11 protein-coding genes are annotated in these 14,316 nt (G+C 70.3%); 5 read left to right on the forward strand and 6 right to left on the reverse strand.

Annotated elements, in window-relative coordinates; genetic code table 11:
* The first annotated feature begins 226 nt into the window (after positions 1-226).
* A complete protein-coding gene (locus C5F75_RS33745) occupies positions 227-1,546 on the forward strand; it encodes a glycosyltransferase family 4 protein (protein WP_089466128.1) in 1,320 nt (439 codons plus the stop codon).
* Positions 1,546-2,592 (forward strand): UDP-glucuronic acid decarboxylase family protein, encoded by a 1,047-nt coding sequence (locus C5F75_RS33750; RefSeq protein WP_059575017.1) that lies wholly within the window; start codon positions 1,546-1,548, stop codon positions 2,590-2,592. Before C5F75_RS33745 ends, C5F75_RS33750 begins: the two co-directional genes overlap by 1 nt.
* A 31-nt stretch (positions 2,593-2,623) precedes the next feature.
* Here the strand turns inward: C5F75_RS33750 and C5F75_RS33755 are convergent, their stop codons facing one another.
* A complete protein-coding gene (locus C5F75_RS33755) occupies positions 2,624-4,930 on the reverse strand; it encodes a hybrid sensor histidine kinase/response regulator (protein ID WP_089466127.1) in 2,307 nt (768 codons plus the stop codon).
* Between the two features lie 131 nt (positions 4,931-5,061).
* On the opposite strand from C5F75_RS33755, the gene C5F75_RS33760 reads away from it, so the two are divergent.
* Both C5F75_RS33760 and C5F75_RS33765 read left to right on the forward strand, forming a co-directional pair.
* The gene (locus tag C5F75_RS33760; RefSeq protein WP_089466126.1) at positions 5,062-5,754 is read left to right on the forward strand and encodes a PIG-L deacetylase family protein; all 693 of its coding nucleotides are present in this window, start codon (positions 5,062-5,064) and stop codon (positions 5,752-5,754) included.
* The gene (locus C5F75_RS33765; RefSeq protein ID WP_104013360.1) at positions 5,733-6,656 is read left to right on the forward strand and encodes a glycosyltransferase family 2 protein; all 924 of its coding nucleotides are present in this window, start codon (positions 5,733-5,735) and stop codon (positions 6,654-6,656) included. Before C5F75_RS33760 ends, C5F75_RS33765 begins: the two co-directional genes overlap by 22 nt.
* Before the next feature lie 29 nt (positions 6,657-6,685).
* Here the strand turns inward: C5F75_RS33765 and C5F75_RS33770 are convergent, their stop codons facing one another.
* Positions 6,686-8,053, reverse strand: coding sequence for a sigma-54-dependent transcriptional regulator (locus C5F75_RS33770; RefSeq protein ID WP_059575013.1), 1,368 nt, complete (start codon positions 8,051-8,053; stop codon positions 6,686-6,688).
* A gap of 344 nt (positions 8,054-8,397) precedes the next feature.
* Between C5F75_RS33770 and C5F75_RS33775 the strand changes: the two genes are divergently transcribed.
* Positions 8,398-9,447 carry a sigma-54 interaction domain-containing protein gene (locus tag C5F75_RS33775; RefSeq protein ID WP_089466124.1) on the forward strand — a complete coding sequence of 350 codons (1,050 nt, stop codon included), beginning with the start codon at positions 8,398-8,400 and terminating at the stop codon, positions 9,445-9,447.
* A 37-nt stretch (positions 9,448-9,484) separates the two neighbouring features.
* On the opposite strand, the gene C5F75_RS33780 is transcribed toward C5F75_RS33775, so the two are convergent.
* From C5F75_RS33780 to C5F75_RS33795, 4 genes are read right to left on the reverse strand one after another with little or no spacing between them, the layout of a single operon-like run.
* On the reverse strand, positions 9,485-10,435 hold the full coding sequence (locus tag C5F75_RS33780; protein WP_059575008.1) for a glycosyltransferase: 951 nt from the start codon (positions 10,433-10,435) through the stop codon (positions 9,485-9,487).
* Positions 10,425-11,513: a glycosyltransferase family 9 protein gene (locus C5F75_RS33785; RefSeq protein WP_059575006.1), complete on the reverse strand. Its 1,089-nt coding sequence runs from the start codon at positions 11,511-11,513 to the stop codon at positions 10,425-10,427. The genes C5F75_RS33780 and C5F75_RS33785 overlap by 11 nt, the downstream gene beginning before the upstream one ends.
* A gap of 57 nt (positions 11,514-11,570) precedes the next feature.
* A complete protein-coding gene (locus C5F75_RS33790; RefSeq protein ID WP_059575004.1) occupies positions 11,571-12,572 on the reverse strand; it encodes a glycosyltransferase family 2 protein in 1,002 nt (333 codons plus the stop codon).
* Positions 12,569-14,314, reverse strand: coding sequence for a carbamoyltransferase family protein (locus tag C5F75_RS33795; protein ID WP_089466123.1), 1,746 nt, complete (start codon positions 14,312-14,314; stop codon positions 12,569-12,571). The genes C5F75_RS33790 and C5F75_RS33795 overlap by 4 nt, the downstream gene beginning before the upstream one ends.
* Between the last annotated feature and the right edge of the window lie 2 nt (positions 14,315-14,316).

The following is a 14,316-nucleotide window of genomic DNA, read 5'->3' on the forward strand; positions in this document are numbered from 1 at the left end:
AAGCCGGACGCGCCGGCAGGTGAACGGGAGCCGCGCAAGTCGCGTGCCGCGCCGCGTGCGCCGCATGCATGCACGCCAGCGCGATCAGACGCCCTTTCATCCAACGCGTTGTAATTTTTTCGGCACACGGGGAAGCGGTTTTCCCCGCAATGCAGCGGGCATGCCGATTGCCGAGCGACGGGTAACGGCGGCCCGTGTGCGCGGCCCCGATATCGGGAGCAAGACCATGCAAAGAATCGCGTTGATCAGTGAACATGCATCGCCGCTGGGGGTGATCGGCGGCGTCGATGCCGGCGGCCAGAACATCTATGTCGCGAACGTCGCGAAGCAGCTCGAGGAGCGCGGCCTCGACGTCGACGTCTACACGCGCTGCGACAATCCGCACTTGCCGGAAGTCGTGCCGATCGGCCCGCGCATGCGCGTGATCCACGTGCCGGCCGGGCCGCCGACCGACGTGCCCAAGGAGCGGCTGCTGCCGTACATGGGCGCGTTCGCGCAGTACATGATCGCGCGCATGCGGCGCGAGCCCGACCCCGTCGACGTGATGCACGCGAACTTCTTCATGTCCGGCGACGCCGCGCTGCGCGTGAAAAAGGCGCTCGGCATCCCGCTCGTCATGACGTTCCATGCGCTCGGCCGCGTGCGGCGGCTGCACCAGGGCACGGCCGACGGCTTCCCCGACGCGCGCTTCGCGATCGAGGACACGCTCGCGCGCCGCTCGGACCGCCTGATCGCCGAATGCCCGCAGGACGCGCTCGACCTGACGACGCACTATCGCGCCGACACCGCACGTATCGAGATCGTGCCGTGCGGCTTCGACGCGCGGGAATTCCGGCCGGTGCCGCGCGTCGATGCGCGCGCACGCCTGGGTTGGCCGCAGGACGCATTCGTCATACTGCAACTGGGCCGCCTCGTGCCGCGCAAGGGCATCGATACCGTGATCGACGCGCTCGCGCGCATGCCGCGCGATCCGCAACGGCCGACGCACCTGTACGTGGTCGGCGGCAGCCAGCCCACGCCCGACCCCGCGCGCGACCCGGAACTCGCGCGGCTCGCCGCCTTCGCGCACGCACTCGGCATCGCGAACCGCGTGACCTTCGTGGGCCGCCGCGATCGCGACGCGCTGCACCTGTACTACAGCGCGGCCGACGTGTTCGTGACGACGCCGTGGTACGAGCCGTTCGGCATCACGCCGGTCGAGGCGATGGCATGCGCGACGCCGGTGATCGGCAGCGACGTCGGCGGCATCCGCACGACCGTCGACGACGGCGCCACCGGCTATCTCGTGCCGCCTCGCGACCCGGCCGCGCTGGCCGCGCGCCTCGTGCAACTGCGCGCGCAACCGGACCTGTGCGCGGCGCTCGGCCGCGCCGGCTACCTGCGCGCGCACCGCTTCTACACCTGGCAAGGCGTCGCCGACCGGCTCGTCGACATCTACCGCGACGTCGCCCGCGCGCAGCGCGCCGGCACGTCGGCGGCCACCGGCCGGCGCACGCCGGTCGGCACCACGCAAGGCGTGCTCGCACACCGCAAGGAGAATACGTAATGAAGGGCTACGATCGAAAACGCGTCCTCGTCACCGGCGGCGCCGGCTTTCTCGGTTCGCATCTGTGCGAGCGCCTCGTGACGGAGGGCCACGACGTGCTGTGCGTCGACAATTTCTACACGGGCACGAAGGACAACATCGCGCACCTGCTCGATGCGCCGAACTTCGAGCTGATGCGGCACGACGTGACGTTTCCGCTCTACGTCGAAGTGGACGAGATCTACAACCTCGCATGCCCTGCGTCGCCCGTTCACTACCAGCGCGACCCCGTGCAGACGACGAAGACCAGCGTGCACGGCGCGATCAACCTGCTCGGCCTCGCCAAACGCGTGAAGGCGCGCATCCTGCAGGCATCGACGAGCGAGGTGTACGGCGACCCCGACGTGCATCCGCAGGACGAGCACTATTGCGGCCGCGTCAATCCGACCGGCATCCGCGCGTGCTACGACGAAGGCAAGCGCTGCGCGGAGACGCTGTTCGCGGACTATCACCGCCAGTACGGCGTCGACGTGCGGATCGCGCGGATCTTCAATACGTATGGCCCGCGCATGCATCCGGCCGACGGGCGCGTCGTGTCGAACTTCGTCACGCAGGCGCTCGCGGAACAGCCGTTGACCGTCTACGGCGACGGCAAGCAGACGCGCTCGTTCTGCTACGTGGACGACATGATCGACGCGTTGATCCGGCTGATGGACGAAGCGGGCGACGCGAGCGAGCCGGTCAACCTCGGCAGCGACGTCGAGATCGCGATGATCGACGTCGCGCGGGAAGTCGTACGAATCGTCGGTGCGACGGTGCCGATCGAGTTCCGGCCGCTGCCGGCCGACGATCCGCGCCAGCGGCGGCCGAATCTCGCCGCCGCGCAGAAGCGGCTTGGCTGGCGCGCGACGACGACGCTCGCGAACGGGCTCGCGCATACCGCGCGGTACTTCATTCAACGCCAGGTCACGCACCACACGCCCGGCGATCTCGTGCGCAGCACGCGAATCGCGTCGCATCTGCTCGCGCAGGTCCATACGCAGAACCGGCCGGCACCGACCACCTGACGGGCGGCCGGCCGCCGCTGGACGAAACGCGTCAACCGTCGCGCTTCGTCACGTGCGCGATCTTGCGCGCCAGTTCGCGCACGTCGACCGGCTTGCACAGGTAGCCGTCGAAGCCGGCCTCCAGCGCGCGGCGTTCGTCGGCGAGGCCCGCGTGCGCGGTGACGGCCAGCACGCGCACGTCGGGCGGCCCGCCGTCGCCGTTCAGCGCGCCGCGCCGCAACGCTTCCAGCAGCCAGAAGCCGTCGCCGTCGGGCATCGCGAGATCGGACAGCACGACGGTCGGGCGCATGTCGGCCGCCATCGCGAGCGCCTCGCGTCCCGACGACGCGATCGCGACGGCCGCGCCGAGCGTGGTCAGCGCGGCCGTGAGGCTCGCGCGCGTGGTCGCGTCGTCGTCGACGATCAGGATGCGCTGCGTATCGAGCGTGAGCGCGTCGCGGCGGCCGCTCGCCTGCACGATGCCCCACGCCATCGCGCCGGCCGGCTGCCACCCGGCCGGCAGCGTCACCGTAAACGTCGTGCCGCGATCGCGGCCCGCGCTCGCGACGGTCACGCGGCCGCCGTGCAGCTCCGCGATGTGCCGCACGATCGACAGGCCGAGACCGAGCCCCCGCCGCGGCGACGCGGGCGAATCGTCCGCGCGGCGGAACATGTCGAACACGTATGGCACGAACTCCGTCGCGATGCCCTGCCCGGTATCGGTGACGGTCAGCACCGCATGCGCATCGTCGCGCGCGAGCCGGACAGTCACGCTGCCGCCGGCCGGCGTGAATTTCATCGCATTCGAGATGAGATTCGACAGCATCTGCCGCAACCGCTCGGCGTCGCCCGACACGATGCACGCGGAGGCGTCGCAGTCGAATTCGAGCATGATGCCGGCCGACGACGCCGCGGTCTGGAACGTGCCGACCTGATCGGAGAACAGCCGCACGACGTCGACCGGCGTCGCATCGAGCCGCAGTTTGCCGGTCGCGAGCGACGACGCGTCGAGGATGTCGCCGACCATCCGCGTGAGCGAACGCGCGCTGCGGTCGATCGCGTCGATCGCCTGATGCTGCAACGCGTGGTCGTCGGTGTTGCGCAGCACCTCGATCCACCCGTAGATCACGTTCAGCGGCGTACGCAATTCGTGCGACACCGTGGCCAGCAGTTCGTCCTTCAGACGATTCGACGTGTCGGCCTGGTCGAGCGCATCGCGGGCGCCTTGCAGCGAGCGCTGCGCCCGCAGGTCGCGGCGGCGCTGCGCACCGGTTTCGCGCAGTGTCAGCGACAGCGCGACGCAGGCCCGCGCGTCGCCCTGCACCGGGCACGCCGATACCGTCGCCCGAAACCGCCGCCCGTCGCGCCGCACGCACAGCAGTTCGACCGGCCCGACCGGCTCGCGCATCGCGTCGAACGTATCGGCGAGCGGATTGAGCCGCAACCAGCGCCGTGCGATCAGCGTGTCGAGCCGGCGGCCGCGCGCGTCGGCCTCGTCGTAACCGAAGATCCGCTGCGCGGCCGGGTTCCAGCTCGCGATGCGGCCGTCGGCGTCGATCCCGACGATCGCATCCGGCGACGCCTCGACGACCGCCTGCTGGAGCCGCGATGCGTCCACGCGCGCGCGCTCCGCGCCAGCATCGCGCAACAGCAGCACCGCGCCGTCGAGGTTGCCGTCCGCGTCGCCGATCGGCGACGCGACCGCGACGATCGGCACCGGATCGTGGTCGCCGGCCCGCAGCCAATGCCGGTCGGACGTCGCCTCGGCCCCGCCGAGCGCGCGATCGAGCGGCGTGGTTTGCACGCGGCGCCCTTCGTGATCGACGATCCGCAATACATCGCGCACCGGCCGCCCGATCGCCTCGTCCGGCTCGCAGCCGACGAGTTCGGCCGCGGCCGCGTTCAGATAGGTGAGCCGCCCCGTCGGATCGGTCGCGATCACGCCGTGCGGCAGCGCGCGCAGCACGGCTTCGAGCCGCCGGCGCGCGGCGGCCTCGCGGCGGCGCGCGCGATCGCTCGTGACGCGCGTGCGATGCAGCATCGACGCGACCGCGCATACCAGCGCCCCGATCAGCATGAACGTGCCGAGCTGCACGAGCCGGTCGGGCAGCGGCGCCGTATAGGCAGCCGGATCGGACAGGAACAGCGTCCACACGAGCAGCCCGCTGACCACCGTCGACACGATGCCGAACAGGAACGACGTCACCCACGCGGCGCCGGCGAGCAGCGGGTAATACAACACGAACGGCAGATTCACGCCGCCGAAGCGGATCGCGAGCGTCTGCAGCACGGTCGCGATCGCGACCAGCATCACGGCCGTCGCGTAATTTCCGGCCTGCGGCCGTGCAATTTCGGTCATCGGACACGCTCCTGCTGGGACAGTCGGCGGCGGCCGGCGCGGATGCCGCCGGCAGGCACGGCGCGTGCTGGCCCGCATGCTGGCCGATTCGCACCGGCGGCCCGGCCGCTCACGATGGAGATCTTCACGCCATGCCCGACCCGACACGCTGGCTCGTCGTCTCGCCGCATCTCGACGATGCCGTCTTCAGTTGCGGGCAACTGCTCGCGCACGCGCCCGGCTCGATCGTCGTGACCGTCTTCGCGGGGATGCCGCCACCCGGCACGCCCGCGCCGCCGTGGGACCGCCGCGCGGGGTTTCGCCACGCCGACGAAGCGATGCGCGCGCGCCGCGACGAAGACCGCCGCGCGCTCGCGCTGCTCGACGCCCGCCCCGTGTGGCTCGACTTCCTCGACGATCAGTATGGCATACCGACTACGTCGACCGCGATCGCGACACGCGTGGCCGCGGTGATCGACGCCCACCCGGGCTTCGGCGTGCTCGCGCCGGCCGGCCTGTTCCACCGCGATCATCTGCAGGTGCACGAAGCCATGCTGCGCCTGCTGCGCGACGACGATGCGTCGCGCGTCTGGCGCTTCTACGAGGACGCGCCCTACCGCCGCATCGACGGGCTGATGGCCGAGCGCGTGGCCGGCTGGCGCGAGCACGGCTGGCTCGCGCATCCGGTCGCCCCGCCGGCCAGCGGGACGGACGGCGCCGCCGCGAAAGCCGCCGCCGTCGACGCCTATGCCAGCCAGGTCACGCTGCTCGAGCCTCATATGCGTGCCGCTCTCCGCGAACCCGAAACGATCTGGCGGCTCGAATGCGACGTCACGTCCGCGTAACGCCCGCGCGCGTCGCGCTGCCGCCGGGGGAGCCGCGCGTGACCGCGATCGTGCTGACCTGCCGGCGCGCGGCCGAACTCGCGCGCACGCTCGACCACCTTTCCGCGCTGCCCGACCGGCCGGCGATCGTGGTCGTCGACAACGCGGCGGACGCCGAGACGGCCACGCTGATCCGCGAGCGCTACCCGCATGTCGCGCTCGTGCACGCGCCCGGCAATCTCGGCGCCGCCGGCCGCAATCTCGGCGTCGCCGCGGCCCGCACGCGCCACGTCGCGTTCTGCGACGACGACACGTGGTGGGCGCCCGGCTCGATCGCCGAAGCCGCGAATCTGCTCGACGCGTATCCGCACGTCGCGGCCGTCACCGCACGCGTGCTGGTCGGCCCCGACGAGCGCGAGGACCCGACCTGCCGGCTGATGGCCGACAGCCCGCTCGACGCGCCGGTCGCGCTGCCCGGCCGCCCGATCCTCGGGCTGCTGGCCGGTGCGACCGCATTCCGGCGCGACGCGTTCGTGCGCGCCGGCGGCTACCATCCGCGCTACTTCCTCGGCGGCGAGGAAGCGCTGCTCGCGCTCGACCTGTATCGCGCCGGCCACTGGCTCGTGTATGCGCCGGGCCTGACCGTCCATCACCATCCGTCGACGCGGCGCGACCGGACGATGCGCGCGCACACCGCCGCCCGCAACGCGGTGTGGACCGCGTGGCTCAGATGGCCCGCCGCCGCCGCGTGGCTGCATACGGTGCGCATGCTGCCGCTCCTGCGCCGCGAACGTGCGATCGTGCGCACGTTCGCCGGGCTGCCGTGGATCCTGCGCGAACGACGCACGATCCCGCCACGGATCGAACACATGCGCCGTCTGCTCGAGCGCGATACGCGCCGCGAGACCGGAAGGGGCACATGAGCGGGAACGTGAACGCGATCGTAGCGGCATCAGGAATCGGGTTTTTCCGCTTCGTCTTCCAGTTGCGCGAGCCGGTTGTAGATCGTCTTCAGGCTGACGTCGAGCACCTCGGCCGCCTGCGCCTTCACGCCGCCGCATTGGGCGATCGTGCCGAGGATCAGCTTGCGGTCGACTTCCTCGAGCGGCGTGCCGAACGGCACCGTCACGCGATCCTCGTGCGAATCGACCATGCTCGACAGCTCGTCCATGATCGGCGGCGGCAGCGTGTCGATCACGTCGGCATCGGTGAAGATGCTCGCGCGCTGCACGAAGTTGCGCAGCTCACGCACGTTGCCCGGCCATTCGTAGGTCTTCAGCGCTTCGCGCGCGGCCGGCGAGAAGCGCAGGTTGCGGCCGCTCTCCTCGTTGTAGCGCTGCAGGAACGCATCGGCGAGCATCGGGATGTCGTCGCCGCGTTCGCGCAGCGACGGCAGCGGGATCGGGAACACGTTGATCCGGTGAAACAGGTCGGGCCGCAGCTTGCCGTCCGCCATCGCGGCTTCCGGGTCGCGGTTCGTCGCGGCGACGATGCGCACGTCGACGTCGATCTCGCGCGTCGAGCCGAGCCGCGTGACGCGCCCGGTTTCCAGCACGCGCAGCAGCTTGACCTGCGATTCGAGCGGCATCTCGGTGATTTCGTCGAGAAACAGCGTGCCGCCGTCGGCGCGTTCGAAGAAGCCCTTGTGCTGGCGTTCGGCGCCGGTGAAGCTGCCGCGGTCGTGGCCGAACATCTCGCTCTCGACGAGGTTCGCGGCGATCGCGCCGCAATTCACCGCGAGGAACGGCCCGCGGCGGCGCAGGCTCAGGTCGTGCACCGTCTGCGCGGCGAGTTCCTTGCCGGTGCCCGATTCGCCGGTGAGCAGCACCGACGCTTCGGTGCGCGCGACGCGGCCGATCGCATCGTAGACGGCCTGCATCGCGGGCGAGCTGCCGAGCATGCGGCCGAAGCGGCCGAGGCGCTGCAGCTCCGAGCGCAGCTCCGCGATTTCCTCGTGCAGCGCGGTCGTGCGCGGCACGCGCGCGAAGATGCTGTTCAGCCGCTGCATGTTGAGCGGCTTCACCAGATAGTCGCTCGCGCCGCGCCGCAATGCGTCGATCGCGGTTTCGAGGCTCGCGTGGCCGGTGGTCAGCACCATTTCGCAATGCCCGCGCTTGGGCAATGCGTCGAACAGATCCATCCCGTTGCCATCGGGCAGCACGAGGTCGCACAGCACGAGATCGGGGGTATGCGTCGAGACGAGCGTGCGCGCTTCTTCAAGCGTCGCGGCCGTATCGCACGAGAGCTGCTGCGTGCGTGCGAGCGTGGCGAGCATCGTTCGCGTATCGGCGTCGTCTTCGACGATCAGGACGTAAGGCATCGAGGCTCCTTGTAATGCGGGCCGGCGCGTACATCGGCCGGCGCCGCGACACGTGCAGCGCAATGCGCGTCACAGAGCCCACGACGGCATCCTCCACGCTGCACACGAATCGCAGACAAGCTGTCCTGCAATGAAAACGCGTGCTTAGCAGTATAGAAGAACGGTGTCTCGCATTCGTCGCCCATCGAATAAATCTATCCGCCGACGCAAGCCGCATTGCCAGATTCAATGTCGGCGAATCGGCATAAAAGGTATTCTGAGCACCTGAAAGACGACGTGTGTCACGTCGTTTCTACCTGGCCACGACACATTCGGTCAAAACTTCCCAATCCGGTTATTACCCCATGTCGAAATCCCACGATGACGGCACGCGACTGTTCGGTCGTTCGCGAACAATTCAGGATCTGCTGCTGAAAGTGTCGCGCGTCGCCGCCACCCGCGTGAGTGTGCTGGTGGTCGGCGAAAGCGGCGCGGGCAAGGATATCGTCGCCCGGCTCATTCACGACATGAGCCCGCGCCGTCGCGGCCCGTTCGTGCCCGTCAATTGCGGCGCGATTCCGAAGGACATCGCGGAGTCGCAGTTGTTCGGTCACGAGAAAGGCAGCTTCACGGGCGCCGTCGCGCAGCACGTGGGCATGTTCGAAGCCGCGCGCGGCGGCACGCTGTTTCTCGACGAGATCGCCGAGATGCCGCTCGAATTGCAGGTCAAGCTGCTGCGCACGCTCGAAACCAACACGATCGTGCGCGTGGGCGGTCACGAGCCGATTCCGCTCGACGTGCGGATCGTCGCGGCCACGCATCACGATCCGGTCGAGGCGATGCGCAGCGGCAGGCTGCGCGAGGACCTGTTCTACCGGATCGCGCCGATCGCGTTGCACGTGCCCGCGCTGCGGCAGCGCGAGGACGACGTCGGCGACATCGCGGTGCAGATCGTCGAACGGCTGAACGCGCGGCACCGCACGCGAAAGCGGCTGTCCACCCAGGCGATGAAGGCGCTGCGCACCTACACGTGGCCCGGCAACGTGCGCGAACTGCGCAACGCACTCGAGCGCGCGTTCATCCTCGCCGACGAGCAGATCGAACTGCAGTTGCCGCGCCGTCCGCCGCCGCGCGAGGAAGTGCGTCACAACGCGATGACGCTGCATATCGGCACGACGCTCGCGCACACACAGCAGCGCTTCATCGTCGCGTCGCTGCGGCATTTCAACGGCGACAAGCCGCGCACCGCGAAGGCGCTCGGCATCAGCCTGAAAACGCTGTACAACCGGCTCGCGCTGCTGTCCGAAAGCGAGCGCAACGCGGCAAGCGGCAACGCGCCACCGGCCGGGAATGCATCGAACGGCGGCGGCGCCCCCGCTGCGCCGCCTGCGTCGCCGTCCGCGACGACGCCGTGAGCGCGGCGGGTCACGCCGCCGCCGTCGCGTCGGCGCGTCACGCCGTCATGTCGCGCAGCGCGGCGTCCCAGTCGCGTGCGAAGCGTTCGATGCCGAATCGCTCGCACGCGTCGCGCCTGGCCGCCGCGCCCCACTCGCGCGCCAGGTCCGGATCGCGGATCAGCATGCGCATCGCGTCGATCAGCACGCCCGGCCGCGTATCGGCCACGCCGTTGCTGCCGGTCCTCACGAGTTGTGCCATCTCCGTCGTCGCGAGTGCGACGATCGGCAGCCCGATCATCATCGCCTCGATCACCGCGAGCCCGAGGCTCGTGTAGCGGATCGGATTGAAGAAGAACCGGTAGTGCGACAGGAACTGCGGGAGCGCGGGGTTCGGCACCTCGCCGATCCCGCCGAGTTCGGCCGACCCCATCCCGACGAGATCGATCGGCACGCTGTGCCGCACGACCTCGAACAGATCCGCGCCGAGGCGCCGGCCGCGCCGCGCGAGATTGTTCACGACGGCCACGCCCTTCGGCAGCGTGCCGCGATACTCGATGCCTTCGGGCACCAGCACGCCATGCTCGATCACGCGCGTCGGCGTCACGCCGTTGTCCCACATCAGCGCGTTGAACGGCGTCACGTGCACCAGCAACACGTTCGGGTCCTGCACCGGATGCAGCGTGTCGGTCGGATGCTCGCGCGGCGGATCGTGCTCGACGAACAGCGTCGGCAGCGCACGCTGCGCTTCGCTCAGCAACCGCAGGCGGTCGTGCTGGTAATGCTTCACGTGCTGGTACAGCACGCAGTCGAATTCGGTGTCGCGCACGCACTCGGCCGGCACCTCGTGCACGTTGTCGCCCCACGGCAGGTGCCCGACCCGGCCCGCATAGCCGGGCGGATGCTGCGGCTTCGTCACGATGTAGAAATCGTGCGGCGCCTGCGACAGGTAATACAGATAGTTGCCATGCACGTGCCAGGTCAGCACGCGCAACCGCTTAACAGACATGGCGCTTCTCCTCCGCGAGCAGTTCGCCCGCCCGCTCGATCACGTCGCCGACGCCGATCGCCGTCGCGCACTCGTGCCCGTACGGACAGGTATCGAACATGCACGGCCGGCATGCCGGGTAGTTCGCGAGTACGCGATGGCGTTCGGCGTCGAGCGGCGCCCAGCGGGCCGTATCGCTACCGCACGCGACGACGATGCTCGGCGTGCCGAGCGCCGCCGCCACGTGCGACACGCCCGTGTCGTTGCACAACAGCAGCCGCGCGCGGGCGATCAGCGCGGCGAGCGCGCCGAGCGGCGTACGGCCGCACAGATTCACGCACGGCCGCCCGAGATGCTCGGCGAATGCGGCGGCCAGCGCCAGTTCCGCGCGCGTGCCGGTCAGCACGATCTGCCAGCCGTCGTCGGCGAGCTGCCGCGCCGCCAGCGCGAAGCGCTCGACCGGCCAGCGGCGCGACGCCATCCGCGCGCCGGGATGGACGATCACGTAGCGGCCGGGATCCAGCCCATGTTCGTCGCAGAGCACGTGCCACAGCGCGTAGTCGAGCCCGCCGAGCGGGAATTCGAGGAAGTCGCCCCAGTCCGCGTAGCCGAGCTTGCGCGTGAGCGCCAGGTAGCGCGTCACTTCCGGCTCGTCGTCGCGCCACACGAGCGCGCAGTCGAGCGCGGCCGTGCCGCCGTCGGCCGGCACGAAGCCGGCCGTGCGCGCCGCGCCGAGCGACGCGACGATCGCGTTCGTGTGCGCGCCGCTGCCGTGCAACTGGATCGCGAGATCGAAGTCGCGCGCGCGGCATTCGGCGATGAATGCCTCGCGCGTGGCCGCGTCGGGTTCGGGCTGCTCGCCGAGCCCCGGTGCGCCGGGGAACGCGATGAAGCTGTCGACGTAGTCCGAAAAGCGCGACGCGAATTCACGCGCCCACGGCAGGCCGATCAGCGTGATGCGCGCATCGGGTTCGCCGCGCCGCAACGCCCGCAGCGCGGGCACCGCGCACAGCATGTCGCCGAGCTGCAGCGCGCGGAACACCGCGATCCGTTTCGGGCCGCGCGGGCCGTCGGAATCGAGGTCTGGATCGAGCTTCATCACGATCTGCTCCGGGAAACCCCGCCATGGATGGCGGGAAGGAAAGGTAGGGGGACGTCAAAGGAAAAGCACACGGAAGTGAAGCGCGCCGCGCATGCGCCAGTACAGCGACACGGGCGGAATCGCGATGGAGGTGACGATCATCTCGGCCACATGCGACGGCGTGAGCTGCGTGCCGCGCAATCGCTTCGCGCAGAACCCGGCGGTAATCGCGGCCCACACCGCCGCGCACACGATGGCCGGCGCCGGCCAGCCGGCCGCGAAACAGCCGAGCGCGCCGAGCGCGGCGAGCACGGCCGCGTAGTAATGCCACGGCGGCACGGGCCGGATATGGCGCCGGTAGGTCGCGCGATGCTTCTTGTACAGCAGCGCATCGAAATACACCTTCGACTGCGCGCCGATGCTCGATCCCCAGCGGGCGGGACGCACCGGATGCACGATGCGCGCGGCATCGGCCTCGACGATCGGCCCCGCGTGCTCGCGCAACGCGAACATCAGGTCGGCGTCCTCGCGCCACGCGCGCGTGAAGCGTTCGTCGAAGCCGCCGACGCGTTCGAGCGCCGCGCGCCGCACGAAGCAGTTCGCGGTCGCGAATTCCGCATGGGCGAGCCCCGCCGCGTCACGTTCGTAGTCGGTCGGGCACGGCCGCAACGGCACGTCGATCCGGCCGGCCGCGGCCGCCGCCGACGGCGCGGCCAGCAGCGCGGCCGCGCCGTTGCGCAGCCAGGCCGGATCGGGAATCGTGTCGTCGTCGGTGAACGCGATCAGCGCGCCGTCCGCGCTGCGCCACCCGACGTTGCGCGCGCCGGCCGGCCCCTGCGTGTCGGGCGCCGTCATGTAGCGGATCGCCGGCACGTCGGTCACGCGCGCGCGGCACGCATCGACCACGGCGCGCGCGCTGCCGGCCGGATCGTCGTCCACCACGACGATCTCGTAGGTGGCCGGATCGAACGCCTGCACGCACAGCGCATCGAGGCAGCGTTCGAGCAGATCGGGCCGCCGGTAGGTCGGCACGACGACCGACACGACCGGCGCCACGTGCGTGTCGCGCATGTTCATCTCGGCTTCTCCAGCAGGAACGGGCCGATCACGAGCGCGTCGAGCGGCGAGGTCCAGAAGCATTCGATCGCATCGCGCGGCGAGCACACGATCGGTTCGCCGCGCGTGTTGAACGACGTGTTGACGAGCACCGGCACGCCGGTGAGCGCGTCGAACTCGGTCAGCAGTGCATGCAGCAGCGGATGCTGGGTTTCATCGACGGTCTGCACGCGCGCGGTGCCGTCGATGTGGCGCACCGCCGGAATCTTGTCGGCGCGCTCGGGCAGGACGTCGTACACGAACAGCATGAACGGCGCGCGCAGCGGCGTGCGCCGGCCGCCGCTGAACCAGTGATGCGCGCGATCCTCGAGCACGACCGGCGCAACCGGCCGGAAATCCTCGCGATCCTTGATCCGGTTCAGCTTGCGCTGCATGTCGGGGTCGATCGGCGACGCGAGGATCGACCGTGCGCCGAGCGCGCGCGGGCCGAACTCCATGCGCCCCTGGAACCAGCCGATCACGCGGTTCGCCGCGAGCAGCGCGGCCGTCTGCGCGGCGACGTCGGCGAGCCGGCGGTACGGCAACTGTGCCTCCTTCAGGAACGCCTCGATCGCGTCGTCGTCGTAGGCCGGGCCGAGATACGCGTGATCCATGCGCCAGTCGCCGCGCGCGCCGCGCATCCGGAAGTCGGTCCACAGCGCGGCGCCGAGCGCCGTGCCCGCGTCGCCGGCGGCCGGCTGCACCCACACGTCGTCGAACGGGCCGCGATCGCGGATCCGCGCGTTCATCACGCAGTTCAGCGCGACGCCGCCCGCCATCGCGAGCTGCCGCTCGCCGGTCTCGGCGGCCAGCCAGTCGACCGCCCGCAGCGTCGTCTCCTCGAGCACCAGTTGCAGCGCATGCGCGATGTCGCAGTGATGCGGCTCGATCGGGCCGCCGCGCTCGCGCGGCGCACCGAACAGCGCGGCCAGGTCCGCGTCGACCACTTCATAGCGCCCTTCGCCGCGATACTGCACGAGCTTGCGCATCTCGTCGGCGAACACCGGCTTGCCGTACGACGCGAGCGCCATCACCTTGTATTCGTCGGACGAGTGCAGGAAGCCGAGATAGCGCGTCACGCGCTCGTACAGCAGCCCGAGCGAATGCGGCAGGTTCACCTGCCCGAGCCGCCGGTACGAGCGGCCGTCGAACACGCCGTAGCTCGTCGTCGCGCGCTCGCCGCGCCCGTCCATCGTCATCACCGCGCAGCGCTCGAACGGCGCCGCGAGAAACGCGCTCGCCTCGTGCGCGAGATGGTGCTCGATGAAATGCCAGCGGAACGGCCCGTCGTGCGTGACGCCGCGAAAACGCCGCTGCAGATGATGCGGCGCGCCGCCCGCGAGCTGGCGCGGCGCGTTGACGATCGACGACAGGAACAGCGGATGCCACGGCGACGCGCCGTCCTCGCGCGGCGCATGCGCGGACGGCGACAGCGGCAGGGTCAGCGCCGGCGCGGTGCCTTCGCGATCGAGTTCGAACCACGGGTCGTACGAATACGCGACGTGGTCGACATCCGCGAGCGTGATGCCGGCTTCCGCGAGGCAATAGTCGATCGCGTGGAAAGGCAGCTCCCAGGTCGAGAACGGCACCGGGCGCTTCGCGTGCTTCACGTGCGTGAAGCGTTCGTCCTCGGCCGCCGCGATCACGACGCCGTCGCGCACGATGCACGCGGCGCTGTCGTGGAAGGCGGCGTTGATGCCGAGCGTATGGATCGGGTCTGGCATGC

It is taken from the genome of Burkholderia anthinoferrum (assembly GCF_002925705.1).
In the GTDB taxonomy this organism is placed as follows: Bacteria; Pseudomonadota; Gammaproteobacteria; order Burkholderiales; family Burkholderiaceae; genus Burkholderia; species Burkholderia semiarida.

Excerpts from the sequence above, each read along its gene's own strand:
- C5F75_RS33745 (WP_089466128.1), top strand. The coding sequence starts at position 227 with ATGCAAAGAATCGCGTTGATCAGTGAACATGCATCGCCGCTGGGGGTG.
- C5F75_RS33750 (WP_059575017.1), top strand. The coding sequence starts at position 1,546 with ATGAAGGGCTACGATCGAAAACGCGTCCTCGTCACCGGCGGCGCCGGC.
- C5F75_RS33755 (WP_089466127.1), bottom strand. The coding sequence starts at position 4,930 with ATGACCGAAATTGCACGGCCGCAGGCCGGAAATTACGCGACGGCCGTG.
- C5F75_RS33760 (WP_089466126.1), top strand. The coding sequence starts at position 5,062 with ATGCCCGACCCGACACGCTGGCTCGTCGTCTCGCCGCATCTCGACGAT.
- C5F75_RS33765 (WP_104013360.1), top strand. The coding sequence starts at position 5,733 with ATGCGACGTCACGTCCGCGTAACGCCCGCGCGCGTCGCGCTGCCGCCG.
- C5F75_RS33770 (WP_059575013.1), bottom strand. The coding sequence starts at position 8,053 with ATGCCTTACGTCCTGATCGTCGAAGACGACGCCGATACGCGAACGATG.
- C5F75_RS33775 (WP_089466124.1), top strand. The coding sequence starts at position 8,398 with ATGTCGAAATCCCACGATGACGGCACGCGACTGTTCGGTCGTTCGCGA.
- C5F75_RS33780 (WP_059575008.1), bottom strand. The coding sequence starts at position 10,435 with ATGTCTGTTAAGCGGTTGCGCGTGCTGACCTGGCACGTGCATGGCAAC.
- C5F75_RS33785 (WP_059575006.1), bottom strand. The coding sequence starts at position 11,513 with ATGAAGCTCGATCCAGACCTCGATTCCGACGGCCCGCGCGGCCCGAAA.
- C5F75_RS33790 (WP_059575004.1), bottom strand. The coding sequence starts at position 12,572 with ATGAACATGCGCGACACGCACGTGGCGCCGGTCGTGTCGGTCGTCGTG.
- C5F75_RS33795 (WP_089466123.1), bottom strand. The coding sequence starts at position 14,314 with ATGCCAGACCCGATCCATACGCTCGGCATCAACGCCGCCTTCCACGAC.